The following is a 20,084-nucleotide window of genomic DNA, read 5'->3' as shown; positions in this document are numbered from 1 at the left end:
GTCAGCCAGCCGTTCCGGTCGGTGCAAAATGGCTCATCGCGCCGCTGAAGGATTTCGGCAGCGGTGAAGCATAGGAGCCGCGCTTGCTCGTCGAAAGCCCGAGCGACACCAGCGCTTCCGCCTGCTTGACTGCGGCCGCCACGCCGTCAACGACCGGCACGCCGTAAATCTCCTGTAGCTCCCGCGCCAGATCGGTCATGCCCGCGCAGCCGAGCACGATTGCCTCGGCGCCGTCTTCCGAGAGGGCCTTTTCGATCTCGGTTCGCAGTTTGCCGATTGCCCCTGAAGCGGCGTTTTCGAGATCGAGCACCGGGATATCGGAGGCACGCACCTTCGCGCGACCGCCCATTCCGTAACGGCGAACGAGATTGTCGATCAGCACTCGGGAACGCTCCAGCGTCGTTACCACCGTGAAGCGCTGTGCCAGGAACCCGGCTGTCGCCACGGCGGACTCGCAGAGCCCGAGCACGGGTACATCCGCGAATGTGCGCGCCGCATCGAGGCCGGTGTCATCGAAGCATGCGATGATCGCCGCGTCATAACCGGCTGCCTTCCGTTCCTTCAGATCGCTGAGCAATCCCGGCACCGCGAGCGCCCCGTCATAATGTCCCTCGATGGAGACAGGCCCCATTCGCGATGTGGCCGCGATGATCTCAGTACCGGCGGCGGCGACTGCTCGGCCGGCGGTGGCCGCCTTTTCGGTCATGGAGGCGGTCGTGTTCGGATTGATCAGCAATATGCGCATGGGATCAGCTTATTTTTTCCTGGCGCCGGCGCAGCACCATCATGATGGCGAGTGCGAGGAGGATGATGGTGAAGGAGAAGAGCGTCGTCACCGTGCCGAGCGCATAGAGGACCGGAGTCGTGACATTGGTCGTCATCGCGTAGATCTCCAGCGGCAGCGTGTTGTAGGTGCCCGACGTCATCAGAGTGCGGGCGAATTCGTCATAGGAAAGCGTGAAGCCGAAAAGTCCGACGCCGATGAGACTTGGCGCGATCATCGGCAGAACGACATGGCGGAACGTCTGCCAGGAGGAGGCGCCGAGATCGCGCGCGGCCTCCTCATAGGCGGGAGAGAAGCGGTTGAAGATGGCAAACATGATCAGCACGCCGAAGGGCAGCGTCCAGGTCAGGTGCGCGCCGAAGGCTGACGAATACCAGGCAGGCTTCAGTCCACCCTGCTGGAAGACCACGCCGATGCCGAGCGAGATGATGATCGAGGGGACAACGAGGCTTGCGACCGTCGCGTAGAACAGCACCGTCGAACCGCGGAAGCGGCGACGGAAGGCAAGCCCGGCAAGCAGGGATACGATGACGGTCACCACCATCACCATGCACCCGAGCATGAAGGATCGCCGGAACGAGGCGCCGAAATCGCCGACCGCCTGCTTTTCGAAGAGATTGAAGAACCAGTGCAGCGAGACGCCGTTCAGCGGAAACGTCAGGCCACCGTCCGGTCCCTGGAACGACAGGATCACGATCGCCGAGAGCGGGCCGTAGAGAAACAGCACGAAGACGGCGAAAAAGATTGCGAGTGCGTAGAATTCAAGGCTGCGCTTTTCGCTGTTCATCTCAAAGCTCCTTGCGGATATCGACGACGCGCAGGATCGCGGCGACCATCAGGAGAACGACAACCAGGAGCACCACGGCGTTGGCGGCGGCGGCCGGATATTGCAGCAGCGACATCTGGTTCTTCATCATCAGCGCGACCGACGCGCTCTGTCCGCCGGACATCACCTGCACGGTGGAGAAATCCGCCATGACGAGCGTGACGACGAAGATCGTGCCGATCGCCATGCCGGGTTTGGCAAGCGGGATCACGACGTTCCAGAGGACCTGCCAGCCTGTCGCCCCTGCATCGCGTGCAGCTTCGAAGAGCGAACGATCGATGCGCATCAGCGTGTTGAAGATCGGCGTCACCATAAAGAGCGTATAGAGGTGCACCATGGCGAGCACGACTGCAAAATCGGAATAGAGCAGCCATTCGATCGGCTGCGGCACGATCCCCATCTGAACCAGCGCCGAATTGACGAGGCCATTGCGGCCGAGCACCGGGATCCAGGAGATCATGCGGATGATGTTCGACGTCATGAAGGGCACGGTGCAGACGAGGAAGAGGATCATCTGCGTCGAGGTGCGCCGGATATGAAAGGCAAGGAAATAGGCGACCCAGAAACCGATCAAGAGCGTCAAAGCCCAGACGATGGCGGTAAACTTCAGCGTATTGAGATAGGTCTTCCACGTGACCCATGACCCGAGCGTATCGGTGTAGTTCATGGTCAGGAAATCGGGATAGAGACCGGCGAAATCATAGTCCCAGAAGCTCACCACCGCGATCATGGCGATCGGCAGGATGAAGAAGAAGCCGAGGATCAGGACCAGCGGCACCGCCTGAAGATAGGAGACTGCCCAGGGGGCAAGCCGGAAGCCGCCGCCGCTTGCCTTCTCGTCCACCTGCCCTTCCGTCTGCGCTGAAGCGATCGTCGCCATATTTCAGTCTCCGCGTTTTAATCCGGCGGCGGGTGAGCGGCTCGCCCACCCGCCAACCTGCGTCAGGCTGCGATGAATTCGTTCCAGCGACGGACCATGTAGCGGTCCTCGTCCATGACCGAGTTCCAGCAGGCGACATGGCCCATGCGGTCCTCGAACGAACCGCCGTCACGCACGGCGCCGGCCTTTTCCATGACCTTGCCTTCAGGAGAGAGGATATCGCCCTGCGCCGGCTTGCCTTCGATCCAGAAGCCCCATTCGTCGGCCGACATGAAATTCTTCGCGGTTTCCATACAGGCGGAATAGTAGCCCTGGCGGTTGAGATAGCCGCCGACCCAGCCGGAGGTGTACCAGTTGATATATTCGTACGCGGCGTCGAGCTGGGCGCCCTTGAGATGCGACGCCAGGCCGAGACCGCCACCCCAGGCGCGATAGCCTTCCTTGAGCGGCTGGTATTTGCAGGCAATGCCCTTGGAACGGACGGCTGCGACGGCCGGCGACCACATCGACTGGATGACCACTTCACCGGACGCCATCAGGTTGACTGACTCGTCGAAGGACTTCCAGAAGGCGCGGAACTGGCCGTCGCCCTTGGCCTTGATCAGGAAGTCGATCGTCTTGTCGATCTCTTCCTTCGTCATGTTGCCCTTGTCGGCATATTTGATGTTGCCCATGGCCTCCATGATCATCGCGGCATCCATGATGCCGATCGATGGGATGTTGAGGATCGAGGTCTTGCCCTTGAATTTCGGGTCCATGATATCGGCCCAGGTGGTGATCTCACGACCGACGAGATCGGGACGAATGCCGAGCGTGTCAGCATTGTAGATGGTCGGGACCATCGTCATCCACTGCGTCGGTTCCTTGGCGAATTTCTTGGAATCGGCCCCTTCGACGAAACCGACGGTATGCGGCGCCGTACCCTGCGCAACGACGCTGTCCGGCTTCAGCTTGCCGTTAATGAAGAGCGGAACGATCTTGTCGTAATATTTCAGCTTCTTGACGTCCATCGGTTGCAACACGCCGGTCGGGAACACCTTCTTGGCAATCCAGTATTCGATGTCGGCGATATCGTAGCTGTCGGGCTGCGTCACAGCGCGCTGGGCGGCAGCGTCGGAGTCCGTCGCAGTCATTTCGAGCGTGATGCCGAGATCCTGCTTGCACTTCTCGGCGATGGCGTTGATGTTCGAAACGCCGGTGCCGAACTGACGCAGCGTGATGTTGGACTGTGCCCAGATCGTCGGGAAGCCTGTGATGGCCCCCGAACCCGCGATGGCGCCGACAGCGGCAGCGCCGGTCTTCAGAAGCGTGCGGCGGGAAATTCCCTTTTCCGCCTTGGTGAAAGTCGTTTCAGTCGTCATTGCAGTTCCCCTTTTTTGATGCCGAAGTTCATGCGGAAACGCGACCGAGGAGGACGGCATCCTCCAGGGTCCAACTCAAGGACACCGCATCGCCGACCGAGACCGGCTTTGCGAAGTAATCGCCATCACCGGCAATCACTGTGAAATCGTCGCTGCCCGCGCCAAGCACGGTGATCTTCACAGAGGAGCCGCGATATTCGATGTTGGAAACGAGGCCGGCAAAGCCGAGCGTCTTGTCGGATGCCGGTTCGAGGCGCACGCGATCTGTGCGGATGCCGATATCGACCGGCTCTCCGACCTGCCTTCCCTCGCCGCGCACCGAGAAGCTCTGTCCTTCGGGCGCGACCAGCGTCAGCACGCTGTCTTCGCTTGAAGTGACGCGGCCGGAAAGCACGTTGTGATCCCCCATGAAACGGGCGACGAAGGCGGTTGCCGGTCGCTCGAACACCTGGCGAGGAGCGGCGGCCTGCTCGATTTTGCCGTCATTCATGATGACCATGAGATCGGCGAGCGCCATCGCCTCCTCCTGGCTGTGGGTCACATGCACGAAGGTGATGCCGAGTGTCTTTTGCAGCTTCTTGAGTTCGGCGCGCATGCGGATCTTCAGAAACGGGTCGAGCGCCGAAAGCGGCTCGTCAAGCAGCAGCGCTTCCGGATCGGTGATGAGCGCGCGCGCCAGCGCCACACGCTGCTGCTGACCGCCGGAGAGCTGTGCCGGACGCCGGGTCGCATAGGCTTCCATCTGCATCAGCTTCAGCATTTCGAGCGCCTTCGCACGGCGCTCGTTCTTGCTGACACCCTTCATCTTGAGACTGAAGGCGACGTTGTCGATGAGATCGAGATGCGGAAACAGCGCGTAGGACTGGAACATCATCGCCGTGCCGCGCCTGGCAGGCGGGAAATCAGTAACCACGACGTTGCCGAGCCGGATATCGCCGGAGGAGATGCTTTCATGGCCCGCGATCATGCGAAGCGTCGAAGTCTTGCCGCAGCCGGAGGGACCAAGAAAGCAGCAATAGGAACCGGCCGGTATCTTCAGGCTGATGGCGTGGACCGCCGTGGTGGCGCCATAGATTTTCGAAACAGATGCTATGTCGATCTCTGCCGCTTTGGACATCCTGTCTTCCCCTGTTTGAGGAGAGACGTTGCATCTTGCGTGCCAGTTTCGTCACGCCGCAGTAAGCAGCTGTATTCGTTAAGTCTTTCGGCAGAATCCGGATGAGCGCACAAATGAGCGAGCCGCGAGGAACTGCACATCAAATAGGCTTTTGTCTTCAATTTAAGGCATAAATCGTATACAGTCCGAAGTATATATTGCACAAAATTCGTTTAACTTTTCATGCAAATGCGGGTAGTGTTCGGCTGATTAGCAGGTATCCGATTTCATGAAATCCGCAGCGACCACTCTCCAAAACACCGACGAATCCAACGAAACGGCTACCCAGCAGATTCGCGACGCGATCCGTGACGCCATTGTGGAGCGTCGGCTCGCGCCCGGCACCAAGCTTTCGGAAAGCGACGTCGGCAATCTCTTCAAGGTGAGCCGGACGTTGGCGCGCGCCGCCTTGCAGGCCCTTTCCTACGAAGGCCTCGTCAGCGTCGAGAAAAACCGCGGCGCTTTTGTTGCCTATCCCTCTTTGGAAGAGGCTAGGCAGATTTTCGCCGCTCGCCGTCTAGTGGAACCCGGCATTTTGCGGGAAGCCGCCGCCAGGATCACGCCATCTGACGTCCAGGATCTCAAGCAATTGTTGCTGGAGGAAGGCCGTCTCATGGGCGAGCGCGGCCAGACGGCGCGCCGCGCTGAAATCAAGGCCTCCGGCGACTTCCACCTACGATTGGCCGCTATATCCGGCAACGCGATCATGCAGCGCTTCATGGAAGAGCTCGTGGCACGCTCCTCACTGGTGATCGCCCTCTATGGCCAGACCACCGCCTCGAGCTGCGGCCATCACGAGCATGGCGAGATTATCACCGCCCTCGAAAACGAGGATCTCGATACGGCCTGTCATCTCATGGTCCACCATATTTCGCACATCGAGGCGGACCTGGATCTCAGAGACCGCAAGAGCTTCGGCCTGAAGGATGCGTTCGAGCGATAGGAGGCCAGCGCGACTGCAGACAGCATCAGCACGACAGGGGCAATTGCAATGCTCCCTCTCGGTTGGAAGAATGGCAGACATTCATCCGCCCCCTCCCCGCCTCCATGATCCATCGCCGCCTGGGATACTCGCTCCGCTTGCTGATCGATAAAGGATTGCATTGACACGAGCATAAGACGGATTGATGCTGCAGCATCTGGAAGAACCTTTGGAGGGGATTTCCAGGGAGATGCGAAGTCGTCCAGCATCAAAATGAATTGCTTGGCGCAAACTATGCCGTGGAACCTGGAGGTTAGAGCAACAGTCGCGCGTTCGCCCTACCAGAAGACACGTTGAAAATACCGATAGTGCCTGGGTCGGGGCGATGGTCCATCCGCGATAGGGCCTTTTCGCTGATGTTCGCCCTTTACATCTCCCGAGCTTCTGACGTCATCGTCGGCGCTTCGGTCGGAGGGGACTATGCGCATACTGGCAGAACATTGGCCGGAAGTCGCTCAGCCCTGTCTGGCTGGCGCCGAGCACGCCTCCTCGGGACGATCTGAATTTCGCCCGCCAACATCCCAAAATCGTCATCCGTAAGATCATTCTATTCGAACCGGAGGGAGCGCTTGAAATGTCTGATCTCATCGAGCTCAAGGGTTATGATCTTCTGCGAAATCCGCGACTGAACCGCGGCAGCGCGTTCACGGCCGCCGAGCGTCGCGCCAAAAACCTCGAGGGTTTGCTGCCGCCCGGTGAGAGCAGCCTCGAGATACAGGTCGCACGTACGCATGCCGAGCTTGCCAATCTTGATAACGACCTTCAAAAGTACCTGCTGCTATCGGACCTGCAGGGCCGCAACGAAACATTGTTCTATGCCGTGCTCATGTCCGATCCGGCGAGCTTCATGCCCCTGGTCTACACGCCCACGGTCGGCGAAGCCTGCCAGAAGTTCGATCATATCTTCAGGGCGCCGCGCGGCGTTTATCTGCCCATCACAGCACGTGGCCGATTGAAGAGCCTGCTGCAAAACTGGCCGGTCACGGACGTTCGCTTTATCGTCGTCACCGATGGCGAGCGCATCCTCGGCCTCGGAGATCTCGGCGTCGGCGGCATGGGGATCCCGATCGGCAAGCTGGCGCTCTATACGGCTTGCGCGGGTGTTCCTCCGCAACATTGCCTGCCGATAACGCTCGATGTCGGGACCAACAATCACAAGCTGGTCGAAGATCCGCTTTATCTTGGCCTGAGACAAAATCGCGTCCGCGGCGACGCGTACATGGATTTCATCGAGGAGTTCGTCGAGGCGGTTCAGGAACTCTATCCGAAATGCTGCATCCAGTGGGAAGACTTCGCCAATATCAACGCCGTGCCTATCCTCGAACGGTATCGCGACAGGATCTGCACCTATAACGATGACATTCAAGGCACGGCTGCGGTCGCATTGGCCGGGATATATGGCGCCTTACGCATTTCACATCAGAAGCTGTCGGACCAGCGCTTTCTCTTTCTCGGCGGCGGATCCGCCGCCACCGGTATCGCCGAGCTGATCAGCCTGGCAATGGCGGCAGAGGGAACCAAAATCGATGAGGCACGCGCTCGAAATACGCTCTTCGATATCAATGGTCTCATGGTGAAATCGCGCACCGATCTTGCGGATTTTCAAAAGCCGTTTGCCATCGATCACGCGCCCGTGGACAAGTTCGTCGACGCCGTTCGCGCCCTGCGCCCGACCGGCATCATCGGCGTGAGCACGGTGCCCAAGCTCTTCAATCAGCAGGTGATCGAGGCGATGGCTGACATCAACGAAAGGCCGATCATCTTTCCCTATTCGAATCCGACATCCCGCTCCGAATGCACGGCGGAGGAAGCGTACAGATGGTCGAAAGGCCGCGCGATCTTTGCAAGCGGCAGTCCATTTCCGCCTGTCCATTTCGGTGACCGGACCTTTGTCCCGGGTCAGGGAAACAACGTCTACATCTTTCCGGCCATGGGCATGGCGATCTTCGCGACCGAGGCCAAACGGGTGACCGAAGAGATGTTCACCGTAGCCGCGAAGGCGGTCGCAGAACAGGTCGGTGAGCAGAGCTTAAAGAAAGGGCTGATCTATCCGCCTCAGAGCCGAATTCTGGAGGCTTCGCTTCGCGTCGCCGAGCATATCGCCGCCTACATCTTCGACAAGGGGTTCACGGATCTCGCGCGTCCCGCCGATCTTTCGGCGCTGATCCAGGAAAAAACATATCGCCCACAATACGGATAGGACATTTTTGGATCTCAAGCGCTGCAGCATGAGATTGGCCGGACCTGTCGCAAAAAGCCACCGATTCTCATGCCGCAGTGACCTAGCAAGAAAATGAACTGAAACTCAGCCGAAGGGACATTTCTCATGGCGCAGACGGTTGCTGAATTCATGGTCGCCACACTCAAGCAGGCAGGTGTCAAGCGCATCTTCGGAATCGTGGGCGATTCCTTGAATGGTTTCACCGATGCCTTGCGCGCCAGCGGCGGAATCGAATGGGTGCACATGCGCAACGAAGAGGCCGGAGCGTTCGCCGCGGGCGCGGAGGCGCATCTCACCGGCGAGCTTGCGGTCTGCGCCGGCAGTTGCGGCCCGGGCAACCTCCACCTCATCAACGGCTTGTTCGATTGTCACAGATCGCGCGTACCTGTTCTGGCCATCGCTGCGCACATCCCGTCGACCGAAATCGGGATCGATTATTTCCAGGCCACGCATCCGGAGATCCTATTCAAGGAATGCAGCCACTATGTCGAACTTGTCTCGAAGGCATCGCAGATGCCGCAGATGCTCGAACGGGCCATCCGTACTGCGATCTCCCGTCGAGGCGTGGCGGTCGTCGTGGTTTCCGGCGATGTGGCGCTTGAGCTGTCGAAAGCCAGGCCGGCTCCTTTCCTGAAGCCGCTCCAGCCGATCGTCGTTCCCACAGATCAGGATCTCGAGCGCCTTGCCGCGCTTTTGAATGGCGGAACCCGGGTCACGCTGTTGTGCGGCGCCGGCTGCAAGGGCGCGCATGCGGATGTGCTCAAGCTCGCCGAAACATTGAAAGCGCCGATCGTCCATACACTCCGTGGCAAAGAATTCATGGAATATGACAATCCCTATGATGTCGGCATGACGGGATTGATTGGCTTCGCGTCGGGCTACTATGCGATGGAAAATTGCGACACCCTGCTGATGCTCGGAACGGACTTTCCGTACCGGCAGTTCTATCCCCAAAACGCAAGGATCGCGCAGATCGACCTGCGTCCAGAAGCCCTCGGTAACCGCTGCCCCTTGGAGATCGGCTTGCTCGGCGATGTTGGAGCCACACTGCAGGCCTTGCTGCCGCGACTGACGACGAGAACCGATACAGACCATCTCGACGGCGCAAGATCCGACTACATGCGCGCGCGTCAGGCGCTCGATGAGCTTGCTGAAAGCAATCCGCGCAGCGGCACCATCCACCCGCAATATGTTTCACGGGTGGTCAGCGAACTCGCAGCTGAGGACGCGATATTCACTTGCGACGTGGGCACGCCCACCGCATGGGCGGCGCGGTATCTGCACATGAACGGCAAGCGGCGCCTTATCGGCTCGTTCAATCATGGTTCAATGGCCAACGCTTTGCCGCAAGCCATCGGCGCGCAGACTACATACCCGAACCGGCAGGTGATATCGATGTCGGGCGACGGCGGCTTTGCCATGATGATGGGCGACTTCCTGACGCTCGGCCAACAGGACCTGCCGGTCAAGATAGTTCTGCTGAACAACGGCACCCTCGGATTTGTCGAGCTCGAGATGAAGGCCAATGGCTTCCTTGATGTCGGGGTTGACCTGAAGAACCCGAACTTTGCCGCCATGGCCGAGGCTGTCGGTGTAAGGGGAATTCGGGTGGAGCAATCGAAAGATCTCAAGGAGGGGCTTGCAGCCGCATTCGAGCACAAGGGGCCGGCGCTGGTCGACGTGGTCAGTGCGCGCCAGGAATTGATCATGCCGCCGAAGACAACGATTGAGGACGCCAGAAAATTCGGCCTCTTTATGATCAAGGCCGTCATGGACGGCCGCGCCCGTGAACTCGTCGATCTGGCGAAGGTGAACATACGGCGCTGAGGTGTAGATTTCCGGATTGCGCCTGCTCGAGCAATGCTGTGGGGCCGCCTTCCGGGGACATGACAGACGTCGTCTTATCCAGCATAGGCTGACGCCGCCTTCACCAGGCGGCATCAGCTCATTCATACAGGGAGAGTGCGACGCCCTCTTAGTTTGCCGGCTGCCGGGTCTTCCGGAGATAGGGCAGAACCGTATCGAACGAACCAAAGCGCGTGATTGCGTCCTCGTTGGAGACTGCGGCCGTGATAATGACGTCGTCGCCCTGCAGCCAGTTCGCAGGCGTTGCAACCTGATGCTTGGCGGTCAGTTGGATGGAGTCGATGGCACGCAGAATTTCATTGAAATTGCGGCCGGTCGTCATCGGGTAGGTGAGGATCAGCTTGATCTTCTTGTCGGGACCGATGACGAAGACAGAGCGGACCGTCGCATTGTCTGCGGGCGTGCGGCCTTCGGAGCTTTCGCCAGCGCCAGCCGGCAACATGTCGTAGAGCTTGGCGACATTGAGATCCTTGTCACCGATCAGTGGATATTCGACATCGAAGCCGGTAGCGGCCTTGATGTCAGTCTTCCATTTGCCATGGCTTTCGACCGGATCCACCGAAATGCCGATGATTTTGACACCACGCTTCGCAAATTCCGGCTCAAGACCAGCCATTGTGCCGAGTTCGGTCGTGCAGACGGGAGTGAAATTCTTTGGATGGGAGAAAAGAACTGCCCAACCATTGCCGATCCATTCATGGAAGCGGATCGGCCCTTGGGTCGTTTCGGCAGTAAAATCCGGGGCAATATCGTTAATACGCAGGCTCAAGGCTTCCTCCTTCGACGGTACGTTTCAGATTTCTACTACAATCGGCGATGTTAGAATGGACAACGCGAGACTTGGTAGCCCGTTGCATTGCCTATTGTCGGTATAACAGGAAATAGAATCTTCGATAGTGAATGTTTCGCGAAGCTTTCCGATCGGTATCCGAGCCGTCGCTTCCCGCCAGCATCCAACGCATTGCCCGTCCACCTAAGCGGGCCGGACGACCGCAAACCATTCAAGCCGTTGCCACTTGAAATCCCGAATGTCCGACCGTATCTATCGTTCACTTCCCGTATCGATGACCTCCTGCTCGACATTTCGTCGCGGCGTTCGAGGCCGTCCGGGTTCGAAAGGGCGCTCCCCTTACCGGTCGAGCGCCCTTTCTCATTGGCGCCTCGATTGCCACCAGCCGATTGCTTGCAACGGATCGGTCGGCTTCCTATCTATTTGATAACCCTGATTTCAAAGATGACATGGGCGACGCCTCGATGAGGGTGTCGGGACATCACGGTGTCCACCGCTTTTTTGCGCGATGGGCAAGCGCCGCAATCATGTCGATTGCGCCGCCTCACGGCGGCAGAGGACTTCTATTGAACAAATCCAACATCGCTGCCGCGCCCGCGGCGGTGAAGCCGCGCGAGCGCGATGAGGCCGTCCGTCGGCCGGACAAACAATGGAAACCGTATCCCTGCCTTCTCACACGTCGGGAGCTACGGGCCATCATTGCCGAGCAACTCGGCTGAACGAGTAATTATCAACAATTAGGAGACAGAAATGCAGGTATTCGTCAGAGATAATAATGTCGAGCAGGCCATCCGTGCGCTGAAGAAGAAGATGCAGCGCGAAGGCCTGTTCCGGGAAATGAAGGAACGCCGCGCCTACGAAAAACCGTCCGAACGCCGGGTTCGCGAAAGGGCGCAAGCAATTGCCCGACAGCGCAAGGCCGCTCGCAAGAAGATGCAGCGGGAAGGTCTTCTCGCCGCCCCCCGGCGGCGGTCTTCCACGCGGTAACCATTTGCCGCCGGCTTTTGCCTCAGCGGCATGCACTATCGAAAGGTTGTATCATGGAAGAATTGCATAGCTTGACTGTTTCGGACGAGCGGCTGGAGGACTGCCGCGACGTGATCGAGCCCGATCTGCAGGATCTGATCCGCGCCACAGTCGCCTCCGGCTTTACCGCGGAGGAAGTCCTGATAGCGATCAGCGAAATCGTGGCGGAGGACTTTGCCGCCGTCATGAAGATGCCAAGCGTCCACTAAGGGCGATAGGGCAGTTCCAGAATGGCAGAACCGCTCTAACCTTTTGTTTTTACGCAATTCCGGACGGAAAACCGCTTCACACTTTCCCTGGAATTGCTCCAATAAAGGAAAGGCCATGAACGCATCGTTGCAAGGTGAGCTGTTTGCGAGCTCGCCACCTCGGTTGCCGGAGGGCTTCCGATACGCAGCCAATGTCGTCCCGGAGGAACTCCAGTCCGATCTGCTCCGGGAAATCCCCGATCTGCCGTTCAAGCCTTTCGATTTTCACGGTTTTGAGGGCAAGCGGCGGGTCGTATCCTACGGCTGGAAATATGATTTCGAAATCCAGCAGTTGCGGCGCGGAGCGGATATCCCTGCCCTTCTCCAGCCGTTGCGGGTCGTCGCCGCGGACTTTTTCGGCATAGAGCCCAGCCAACTGGAGCAGGCTCTTGTCAGCGAATATGCTCCCGGAGCGCCGATCGGCTGGCACAGGGACAAGCATGTGTTCGGAAGGATCATCGGCGTCTCGCTTCTCTCACCGTGCACGTTCAGGCTCAGGCGCCGCGCCGGCGACAGGTGGGAGCGTGCATCAATCATCGCTGAGCCCGGCTCGGCTTATCTGTTGTCGGGACCGGCGCGTACGGAGTGGGAGCATTCTATTCCGCCGGTGGAAGAGCTTCGCTATTCGATCACATTCCGCGAAATTTCAAAGCCGTGATGACGCAAGCTCGCCCGGTGGCAAGGTTCACGACGCCCTTTTCTCATCTCCTGGACCGGCGCTCGATGTTGAGTGAAGTGACGGCACGGCAGCCAGTGCTTTCCCGGATCAGTGTGCGTTGCTCTTCGGAAGATCCGATGCGGTAATCCATATCTGGCCGTCAAAGGCGACTTCACCACGCAGTGCCTTCCGGTTCGCGGCTTCTTCGATGAGATCGAGATGTTCCTGGACATCTGCCGTATCCGCCGGGCCGTGCAGGAAGCAGACCGCCTGGCGCGTATCGCCGTCGCCCATGATCAGGAGCGTATGTGCGTCCTTCCGCATTATCTTGCCGGGGATCGTGACTAGCCGCATTGGATGCCTCCCTGTTGAAGAAGTGAAGCAGTGCTCGAGTCCGGTGTCGGAAACTGAGGCAACATGGTTAACAAATCCCTAACATCCAGAATCACCGAATCTCGATCAGATATCTTCATACCCCACTACGCTTCGTGATGGCACCGGGACATTTCGTTTGGAACAACATCGACTTGTTTTCATTGAAGCTTCGAACGAGGGATCAAGCCAGGAGAAACGAGATGGTGAACGTGCAAGCCAGCGCGGCGGATGAACAAGCAACGGAACTCAGGCGAGTCATGGGGCCTGGACTGCTCCTTCTCTTTATCGTCGGCGACATTCTCGGCACCGGTATTTACGCGCTCACGGGTCAGGTGGCCGCCAAGGTCGGCGGCGTCGTCTGGCTTCCTTTCCTAATCGCCTTCATCGTCGCTTTGCTGACCGCCTGCAGCTACCTCGAACTGGTGACCAAATATCCCCGTGCGGCCGGCGCGGCGCTCTATACCCATAAGGCATTCGGCACGCATTTCCTGACCTTCCTTGTGGCCTTCGCCGTGATGTCTTCAGGCATTACGTCGGCGTCGACGGCGTCACGCGCCTTCGCATCCAATTTCATGACTTCCCTGGGACTGGATTCCGGCGCCTGGGGCGTACCTCTGGCAGCCGTCGGCTTTATCGTCCTTGTTGCGGCCATCAATTTCCGGGGTGTGGGCGAAAGCGTGAAGGTGAATGTTCTTCTTACCCTGGTCGAGTTTACCGGTCTCCTGATCATCATCGGCATCGGCTTTTGGGCGATTGCCGGCGGCCAGGGCGATGTCTCCCGCGCCTGGACCTTCGCGACGCCGGAGGGCAGCGGCATCTTCTGGCCTGTCGTCGCGGCAACCGCCCTCGCCTTCTTCGCAATGGTTGGCTTCGAGGATTCCGTCAACATGGCGGAGGAATGCAAGGAGCCGAGCAGGCTTTTCCCGAAGGTTCTTCTGACCGGGCTGACCATCACGGGCGTGATTTACGTGCTGGTGGCGATCTCGGCCATCACGCTGGTGTCGGCCAACGAACTCGGCGAGGGAGAAACGCCGCTTCTGAAGGTGATCCAGGCGGGAGCACCATCCTTCCCGATCAGCATCTTCGCCGTGATCACCATGTTCGCCGTCGCCAATTCTGCCCTGATCAACATGATGATGGCGAGCCGCCTGATCTACGGCATGGCTCGCGAAGGCGTGCTTCCGGAAGTGCTGGGGAAAGTACATGCAGGCCGTCGTACACCCCATGTGGCAATTGCTTTCACGTCGCTCCTCGCCGTGGGGCTCATCCTTTTTGCCGGTGGGGTCCCGGCGCTTGGCGGCACGACGTCGCTCCTGCTTCTGTGCGTCTTCGCTATTGTCAATGTCGCTGTGCTGGTCCTGCGCAACGACCCAGTGGACCACGGGCATTTCCGGACACCGCTGGTCCTTCCTGTTCTGGGGGCAATTTCCTGCATTTTTCTCGCCGGTCCATGGAGCGGCCGGGACCCGATCCAGTATGTAATCGCGGCGTGCCTGATCGGTCTAGGCGTGGTGCTATGGTTCGCCACCGTGCGGATCATGCGAACGGCGGACCGCCCCGCATGATGCCCGACTGTCGAGACTGGCCGACGGATTTCGACCCGCCGCTGCTTCCGCGGGGGGTAAAGAACATGGTAGAGACGCCTGTACCTCTCAAAAAGGACTCCCGATGGCCGATCTCAAGGTTCGTACGCGTCCCACTGGCGCAACCGCTGTTCTTGGCCGGACCGGTTTTCCCCATGTCACATCCGCGACCAAGGGTGAGATCGATATCGTTACCGGGGCGTCGCAGCCGGGGTTCAATCCGCTTGATCTGCTCTATTCGTCGCTCTCCGCCTGTTTGGTTCTGAGCGCGCGCATCGCGGCAAGCCAGATGGGCGTCATGGACAGGATCACTGAAATTACAGCCGACGTGACGGGTGAGAAGGCGGCGGATGGGCCTTCGCGAGTCCAAAAATTCAACATCGCCTTCACGATCAAGGGTGATATCGACGAGGAAACCCGGCGGAAGATCGCGCATGCGGCCGAGGGTGAGATCTGCACGGTCAGCAACACGATCCGTGGCAACCCAGCGTTTTCAACATCGATTTCCGGTTAGGGCGGGCAGCATTCCGCCAGATCCGCCGTTCTTTGTAGCGACGGGTCTCACAACCCATTTTACGAATCCTTGAGGGTTTTTTCGTATGTTCTTCGCAGAGCCCAGCGCTCTCAATCATTCTCTGTTATCGGCGACCACCAGATACGCAATTCAGGACCCAGATGTTACTTCAGTCGTCGCTCTTCCGCGTCTGCCTGCTGATCGTAGCCCTAGCAGGCCTCGTTGCGCTTAATCCGTTTGGCCGCAACCTTACGGATCCGGTCGTTACAGGAAGCGTCGAACCGACCGCCATTCCCTGACCCTTCGGCCGATGCGGGTTGGATGCGGTTGCAGACGCGACTGCCAACGATCGATATCGCGATCTCGGTTGCTCGCTCAATCATGTTTTCGCTGGGTGCGGTCCCTTCCAGGAAGAAGAAACCTTCATGTTCGACGACCTCGATGTGGGCATCCTCCATACCGTTCGTATAGGCGATCGCAGCCGCCAGCGCTTGGGCGGCATCCGATAGAGAGGCCCTGGGCAATGTGCTGGATGGGAACGCTATACCGAACATCCTACATTCCTCCTGATGGAGTAACGTCTGGGCGGCAAATCCGTTCATCTGGCATTCATCTTCAGCGGATCAAAAGCCGCCTTGGACTTGCCTCACTCGGACTTCATCGTGTCGATCAAGGCCCGGAAACCCGCCGAAATGTGGCGCCGGCTCGGATAATAGAGGTAGAGATGGTCTTCCGGCTGGCACCACTCGTCAAGCACCTGGATGAGCTCTCCGCTTGCGATCGCCTTTTCTACGCGACCCTCCCATACATAAGCCAATGCAATGCCGCTCAGGGCCGCCTGCGTCATCAGCTCGTGATCGTCGAGCGACAGAGGCCCGGTCGGGTTATAGGTGATGGCCTGCCCATCCTTCTCAAATTCCCAGGGATAGCGCACTCCGGACGGATACATGTTTTGGATGCAGACGTGATCTCTCAGGTCGTGCGGTGTCAGCGGCCGGGTTCGGTTTTCGAAATAGGCAGGAGAGCCGACTACCACGAGCCGGAGCCGCGGCTTGATGCGGACCGCGATCATTCCTTCGGTGACACGCTCTCCTAGTCTTATTCCCGCATCGAACCCTTCTTCGACGATATCCACGAGCCTGTCGGTCGCAACGATCTCAAGCTGCAGATTAGGATTCCTGGCAAGCAGCGGTCCGATGACGCGGCCGAGCACGAAAGGCGCGATCGAATTGGGCACGTTGATCCTCACCTTCCCGAACGGCGTGTCGCGGAACTGGTTCAGGGCATCCAATGCCGAAGTGATCTCGCCGAAGGCCGGATCGAGATGCGACTTGAGAAGATCGCCCGCCTCAGTCAGGGAGACACTGCGGGTCGTCCTGTTCAGCAACCGGATACCGATCCGGTCTTCGAGATTGAGAACGGCGTGGCTGATTGCCGAGGCCGTCACGCCCCTTTCCTCGCCGGCCTTGCGAAAACTCTTATGCTTTGCAACCGCGGCGAATGCCGCCAGTTCCGACAATTCGGTCGCCCTCATTGCTGAATCTCACTCATGATAATCTCAACAATAACAAACCTTATACATGAGAGAAAATTGCGGCAAATTCTACCTGTCAGCACGAGATGCCGACGCCAAGAGATCAACCAACGAGAGGAATTCGTCATGAAGGTCTGGTTCATCACCGGTGCCTCGCGCGGCTTCGGCGCGCTGATGACCAAGGAAGCCCTTGCCGCTGGCGACGCCGTCGTGGCAACCGCACGCAGCCCCAAGTCTGTCATCGAAAAGATAGGCGACCATCCGAACCTCTATGCCGTCGCTCTCGATGTCACCAATGAAGCCCAGGCGAAGGAAGCTGCAGCTGCAGCCGTCGAGCGTTTCGGCCGCATCGACGTCCTCATCAACAATGCCGGCTACGGCCTTCTGGGTGCGGTCGAGGAAGCATCGGCCGAAGAGATCGAGAGAATATACGCGACGAACGTCTTCGGCCTTCTGAAGGTGACGCGCGCCATCCTGCCCTACATGCGCAAGCAGCGCTCCGGCCGCGTGCTGAACTTCTCCTCGATCGGCGGCTACATTGGTTATCCCGGCTGGGGCGTCTATGGTTCGACCAAGTTCGCCGTCGAGGGCCTGACCGAATCCATGGCAGTCGAGTTGGAACCGTTCGGCGTCAAAGTCACGGTTGTCGAACCCGGCTTCTTCCGTACCGACTTCCTCGCCGACAATTCGCTCGCTATCAGTCCTGCCTCTATCCCTGATTATGAAGGCACACCCGCCGGAAACATGCGCAACTTTGCAGCCGATGCCAACCATTCCCAGCCAGGCAACCCTGCCAAACTTGCTTCCGGCATCATTGCGCTAGTGAATGCTGCGAACCCGCCGCTGCGCATGCCCTTCGGCAGCGACACCGTGGCCGTTCTCGAACAGAAGAACGCCAGCGTGGCGAGAGAACTAGACGAATGGCGCGAGCTCGCCCTCTCGACCGACTTTCCGAAGGACGTCGACGCCGCAGCGCAACATTGATGCACTGCCCGGCAAAACACTAAGTGATAGAAACCGCGTCCGCAGGCCGGAATGCCTGCGGACGCGAAGCCAATCGAGCCATGTTCTGGCTGCAGCAATTCAAAGTGCTACAATCTTTGTGGGTCTGGAAGAACGCAAGACGCTACAGTCGGTCGGGCTTACTGCAAAGTCCGTGTCGACATCCCCTGCACAACGCCGACACTCCCCTGCGCGCCTGCGGAAGCTGGGTCTCCATCGAGTCCGGTCGCTACAACCGAAACCCTGAACTTTCCATCCAGGTTCCGGTCAAAAATCGCTCCGACGACGATATCCGCGTCATCCTGGACCTCGTCGCGAATACGGCTCGCCGCCTCGTCCACCTCGAAGAGGGTCATGTCCGATCCTCCCGAGATCGATATCAACACACCCCTGGCTCCCCTCATCGAGATGTCATCGAGCAGCGGATTGGCGATCGCGGCTTCGGCGGCCTTCAACGCCCTTTCCCCACCGGAGGCCTCGCCCGTTCCCATCATCGCGCGGCCCATTCCGCGCATCACCGACTTCACGTCGGCGAAGTCGAGGTTGATGAGACCCTCCTTGACGATCAGATCGGTGATGCAGCCGACGCCGGCATAGAGCACACGGTCGGCAGTCATGAACGCATCGGCAAAGGTCGTCTTCGCATCCGCGATCCTGAAGAGGTTCTGATTGGGAATGACGATGACGGTGTCGGCCGCCTGGCGAAGCAGCTCGATGCCTGCATCGGCCGTGCGCATACGACGGTTGCCCTCGAATGTGAAAGGCTTCGTGACGACACCGACCGTGAGGATCCCGGCATTGCGTGCCGCCTGAGCGATCACCGGTGCGGCACCCGTTCCTGTGCCGCCACCCATGCCAGCCGTGACGAAGCACATATGCGATCCGCTCAGGTGATCCATGATTTCGTCGATCGATTCCTCGGCTGCGGCACGGCCAACCTCGGGAAGCGATCCGGCTCCCAGTCCCTCGGTGACATGTGCGCCGAGCTGGATACGCCTTGATGCTTTCGATGTCGCCAGAACCTGGGCGTCCGTATTGGCGGCGACGAACTCGACGCCCGCCAAATTCTCCGAAATCATGTTGTTGATCGCATTGCCACCGCCCCCGCCAACGCCGATCACCGTGATCCTCGGGCGCATTTCCGAAATCCCGCTCTTGGCGTCCGTCATCGCAATCTCCTTTATGAACGTCCCCCTGCCGGCCTCATTCTCTGCTTGGAGAGGGCCGAATCAGGCAACCAGATTAAGCACCTAAGAAGGCAGAGGCGGGGCGAAAGAACAAGATGGCGTTCTTTGCAACCTTTTGAGGAACCATTTCGACATGCAATGCGTTGGTCGAAAAAAGAGGAGAACCGCGGACATGGCCCCTTCAGCAACACGTCACACCGTCGCCCCTCCTGACGACCACATCCTAACGGTCCAGGAGGCGCTCGAACCGCTGTTTCTGGCGCTGGAGGAGGAAGCCGAAGTGAAGATGGTTGCTGCTGCCGTCAGGGCCGGATGGTCGGTCGAGGATGCCATCCTGGCAATCGAGGAACTTAGACGCAACGGACTTGCCGCGGGCAGTGGACCCCATTGACGCCCGCCAATATCACGGGTGCACGGGCGCTACCGCAAATCATTCGAGCGCAGACCCTTCTTGATCAAGCATTCGTTATTTGAAAGACCGCAATACTGCCCCATACTTCCGGAGGGGCTGGAGAAGGAGCTGTCCATGAAGTTATTCATCTACAGCATGTCGCTGATCGCCCTGTCACTCATGATGGCCGTAGTCGCGAATCCAAGTGTTGCTATGGCCTGCAACAGAGTGGTCAGCAGCTGAATTATCGCCTCTGCCACGCGATGACGTGCGGCAGGGGCGATTTCCTTCCGGCGGATCCTGCCTGTCACCGCAGCGTGACATGCGTCTGCGAAGGGGAGCAGGCGCGTGCCGGCAGTCAAAAAGCCTTTATGACTTTCATATTTTTTCGATCCCCCCTTCGAATGGATTTCCTATCGCAAGCGGCAGTAGCCTCGCGGATCAAAGCAGAGGTCAAAGCCATGCGGGATATCCTTACCCACACACCTGAAGCCGCCGAAAGACCCATTCGCACAGGCAAACCGCGCGACCACATCAAAGCTGCAGGTATCAATCCGGCTCAACCCGGTCCCTCCTCCCGCCCACATCTGCGCTACCGCAACAGGCAGATGCGGGAACGGCGGACCGCTTACGCCTTGATGATCTTCGGAATCGTGCTCGCCTGCGTCGAGATCTTCATCATCTTCCGGGTCCTCTAAGC

Annotated in this window: 21 protein-coding genes; 11 read left to right on the top strand and 10 right to left on the bottom strand. The window is 59.0% G+C overall.

The genetic code is table 11. From position 1 onward, the window contains the following. Position 1: 1 nt before the first annotated feature. The 5 genes from AAE029_RS26070 to AAE029_RS26050 all read right to left on the bottom strand — a co-directional run bounded on the left by AAE029_RS26070 (position 2) and on the right by AAE029_RS26050 (position 4,968). On the bottom strand, positions 2–745 hold the full coding sequence (locus tag AAE029_RS26070) for an aspartate/glutamate racemase family protein (protein WP_371075797.1): 744 nt from the start codon (positions 743–745) through the stop codon (positions 2–4). Positions 746–749: 4 nt separating this feature from the next. Beyond that, complete coding sequence (locus AAE029_RS26065) at positions 750–1,571, bottom strand: ABC transporter permease (protein WP_371075796.1); 822 nt, start codon at positions 1,569–1,571, stop codon at positions 750–752. Position 1,572: 1 nt separating this feature from the next. Further along, positions 1,573–2,490 carry an ABC transporter permease gene (locus AAE029_RS26060; protein ID WP_371075795.1) on the bottom strand — a complete coding sequence of 306 codons (918 nt, stop codon included), beginning with the start codon at positions 2,488–2,490 and terminating at the stop codon, positions 1,573–1,575. Positions 2,491–2,552: 62 nt separating this feature from the next. After that, positions 2,553–3,851 (bottom strand): PotD/PotF family extracellular solute-binding protein, encoded by a 1,299-nt coding sequence (locus AAE029_RS26055; protein ID WP_371075794.1) that lies wholly within the window; start codon positions 3,849–3,851, stop codon positions 2,553–2,555. Positions 3,852–3,879: 28 nt separating this feature from the next. Then, the gene (locus tag AAE029_RS26050) at positions 3,880–4,968 is read right to left on the bottom strand and encodes an ABC transporter ATP-binding protein (RefSeq protein WP_371075793.1); all 1,089 of its coding nucleotides are present in this window, start codon (positions 4,966–4,968) and stop codon (positions 3,880–3,882) included. A gap of 268 nt (positions 4,969–5,236) precedes the next feature. On the opposite strand from AAE029_RS26050, the gene AAE029_RS26045 reads away from it, so the two are divergent. From AAE029_RS26045 to poxB, 3 genes are all read left to right on the top strand, one after another. Beyond that, positions 5,237–5,950: a GntR family transcriptional regulator gene (locus tag AAE029_RS26045; protein ID WP_371075792.1), complete on the top strand. Its 714-nt coding sequence runs from the start codon at positions 5,237–5,239 to the stop codon at positions 5,948–5,950. Between the two features lie 613 nt (positions 5,951–6,563). Next, positions 6,564–8,189 (top strand): NAD-dependent malic enzyme, encoded by a 1,626-nt coding sequence (locus AAE029_RS26040; protein ID WP_371075791.1) that lies wholly within the window; start codon positions 6,564–6,566, stop codon positions 8,187–8,189. A 126-nt stretch (positions 8,190–8,315) separates the two neighbouring features. After that, complete coding sequence (gene poxB, locus AAE029_RS26035; RefSeq protein ID WP_371075790.1) at positions 8,316–10,037, top strand: ubiquinone-dependent pyruvate dehydrogenase; 1,722 nt, start codon at positions 8,316–8,318, stop codon at positions 10,035–10,037. A gap of 148 nt (positions 10,038–10,185) precedes the next feature. Here poxB and AAE029_RS26030 read toward each other — a convergent pair whose 3' ends face one another. Beyond that, entirely contained in the window at positions 10,186–10,845 is a 660-nt protein-coding gene (locus tag AAE029_RS26030; RefSeq protein ID WP_371075789.1) for a peroxiredoxin, read from the bottom strand. 771 nt (positions 10,846–11,616) lie between these two features. Here AAE029_RS26030 and rpsU point away from each other — a divergent pair. The 3 genes from rpsU (at position 11,617) to AAE029_RS26015 (ending at position 12,798) form a co-directional block, all read left to right on the top strand. After that, positions 11,617–11,853 (top strand): 30S ribosomal protein S21, encoded by a 237-nt coding sequence (gene rpsU / locus AAE029_RS26025; RefSeq protein WP_371075788.1) that lies wholly within the window; start codon positions 11,617–11,619, stop codon positions 11,851–11,853. A gap of 53 nt (positions 11,854–11,906) precedes the next feature. Continuing rightward, a complete protein-coding gene (locus AAE029_RS26020; protein ID WP_371075787.1) occupies positions 11,907–12,101 on the top strand; it encodes a hypothetical protein in 195 nt (64 codons plus the stop codon). 115 nt (positions 12,102–12,216) lie between these two features. Further along, a complete protein-coding gene (locus AAE029_RS26015; protein WP_371075786.1) occupies positions 12,217–12,798 on the top strand; it encodes an alpha-ketoglutarate-dependent dioxygenase AlkB in 582 nt (193 codons plus the stop codon). Positions 12,799–12,906: 108 nt separating this feature from the next. Here the strand turns inward: AAE029_RS26015 and AAE029_RS26010 are convergent, their stop codons facing one another. Further along, on the bottom strand, positions 12,907–13,152 hold the full coding sequence (locus AAE029_RS26010; protein ID WP_371075785.1) for a hypothetical protein: 246 nt from the start codon (positions 13,150–13,152) through the stop codon (positions 12,907–12,909). A gap of 221 nt (positions 13,153–13,373) precedes the next feature. On the opposite strand from AAE029_RS26010, the gene AAE029_RS26005 reads away from it, so the two are divergent. Together AAE029_RS26005 and AAE029_RS26000 are read left to right on the top strand one after the other, a co-directional pair. After that, positions 13,374–14,738 (top strand): APC family permease, encoded by a 1,365-nt coding sequence (locus AAE029_RS26005; RefSeq protein ID WP_371075784.1) that lies wholly within the window; start codon positions 13,374–13,376, stop codon positions 14,736–14,738. Positions 14,739–14,841: 103 nt separating this feature from the next. Continuing rightward, complete coding sequence (locus tag AAE029_RS26000) at positions 14,842–15,270, top strand: OsmC family protein (protein ID WP_371075783.1); 429 nt, start codon at positions 14,842–14,844, stop codon at positions 15,268–15,270. A gap of 209 nt (positions 15,271–15,479) precedes the next feature. On the opposite strand, the gene AAE029_RS25995 is transcribed toward AAE029_RS26000, so the two are convergent. Both AAE029_RS25995 and AAE029_RS25990 read right to left on the bottom strand, forming a co-directional pair. Next, positions 15,480–15,872, bottom strand: a complete 393-nt coding sequence (locus AAE029_RS25995; protein ID WP_371075782.1) for a BON domain-containing protein — start codon at positions 15,870–15,872, stop codon at positions 15,480–15,482. A gap of 44 nt (positions 15,873–15,916) precedes the next feature. Beyond that, on the bottom strand, positions 15,917–16,804 hold the full coding sequence (locus AAE029_RS25990; RefSeq protein WP_371075781.1) for a LysR family transcriptional regulator: 888 nt from the start codon (positions 16,802–16,804) through the stop codon (positions 15,917–15,919). Positions 16,805–16,930: 126 nt separating this feature from the next. Here AAE029_RS25990 and AAE029_RS25985 point away from each other — a divergent pair, with 126 nt between their 5' ends. Continuing rightward, a complete protein-coding gene (locus AAE029_RS25985) occupies positions 16,931–17,788 on the top strand; it encodes an oxidoreductase (RefSeq protein ID WP_371075780.1) in 858 nt (285 codons plus the stop codon). A gap of 158 nt (positions 17,789–17,946) precedes the next feature. Here the strand turns inward: AAE029_RS25985 and ftsZ are convergent, their stop codons facing one another. Then, entirely contained in the window at positions 17,947–18,975 is a 1,029-nt protein-coding gene (ftsZ, locus tag AAE029_RS25980) for a cell division protein FtsZ (protein WP_371075779.1), read from the bottom strand. A 190-nt stretch (positions 18,976–19,165) separates the two neighbouring features. Here ftsZ and AAE029_RS25975 point away from each other — a divergent pair, with 190 nt between their 5' ends. Continuing rightward, positions 19,166–19,384: a hypothetical protein gene (locus tag AAE029_RS25975; protein ID WP_371075778.1), complete on the top strand. Its 219-nt coding sequence runs from the start codon at positions 19,166–19,168 to the stop codon at positions 19,382–19,384. A gap of 461 nt (positions 19,385–19,845) precedes the next feature. Beyond that, positions 19,846–20,082 (top strand): hypothetical protein, encoded by a 237-nt coding sequence (locus tag AAE029_RS25970; protein WP_371075777.1) that lies wholly within the window; start codon positions 19,846–19,848, stop codon positions 20,080–20,082. Positions 20,083–20,084 lie beyond the last annotated feature (2 nt).

The organism is Sinorhizobium sp. CB7 (assembly GCF_041357635.1).
Taxonomy (GTDB): Bacteria; Pseudomonadota; Alphaproteobacteria; order Rhizobiales; family Rhizobiaceae; genus Rhizobium.
This window is presented reverse-complemented; position numbering and strand designations above follow the sequence as displayed.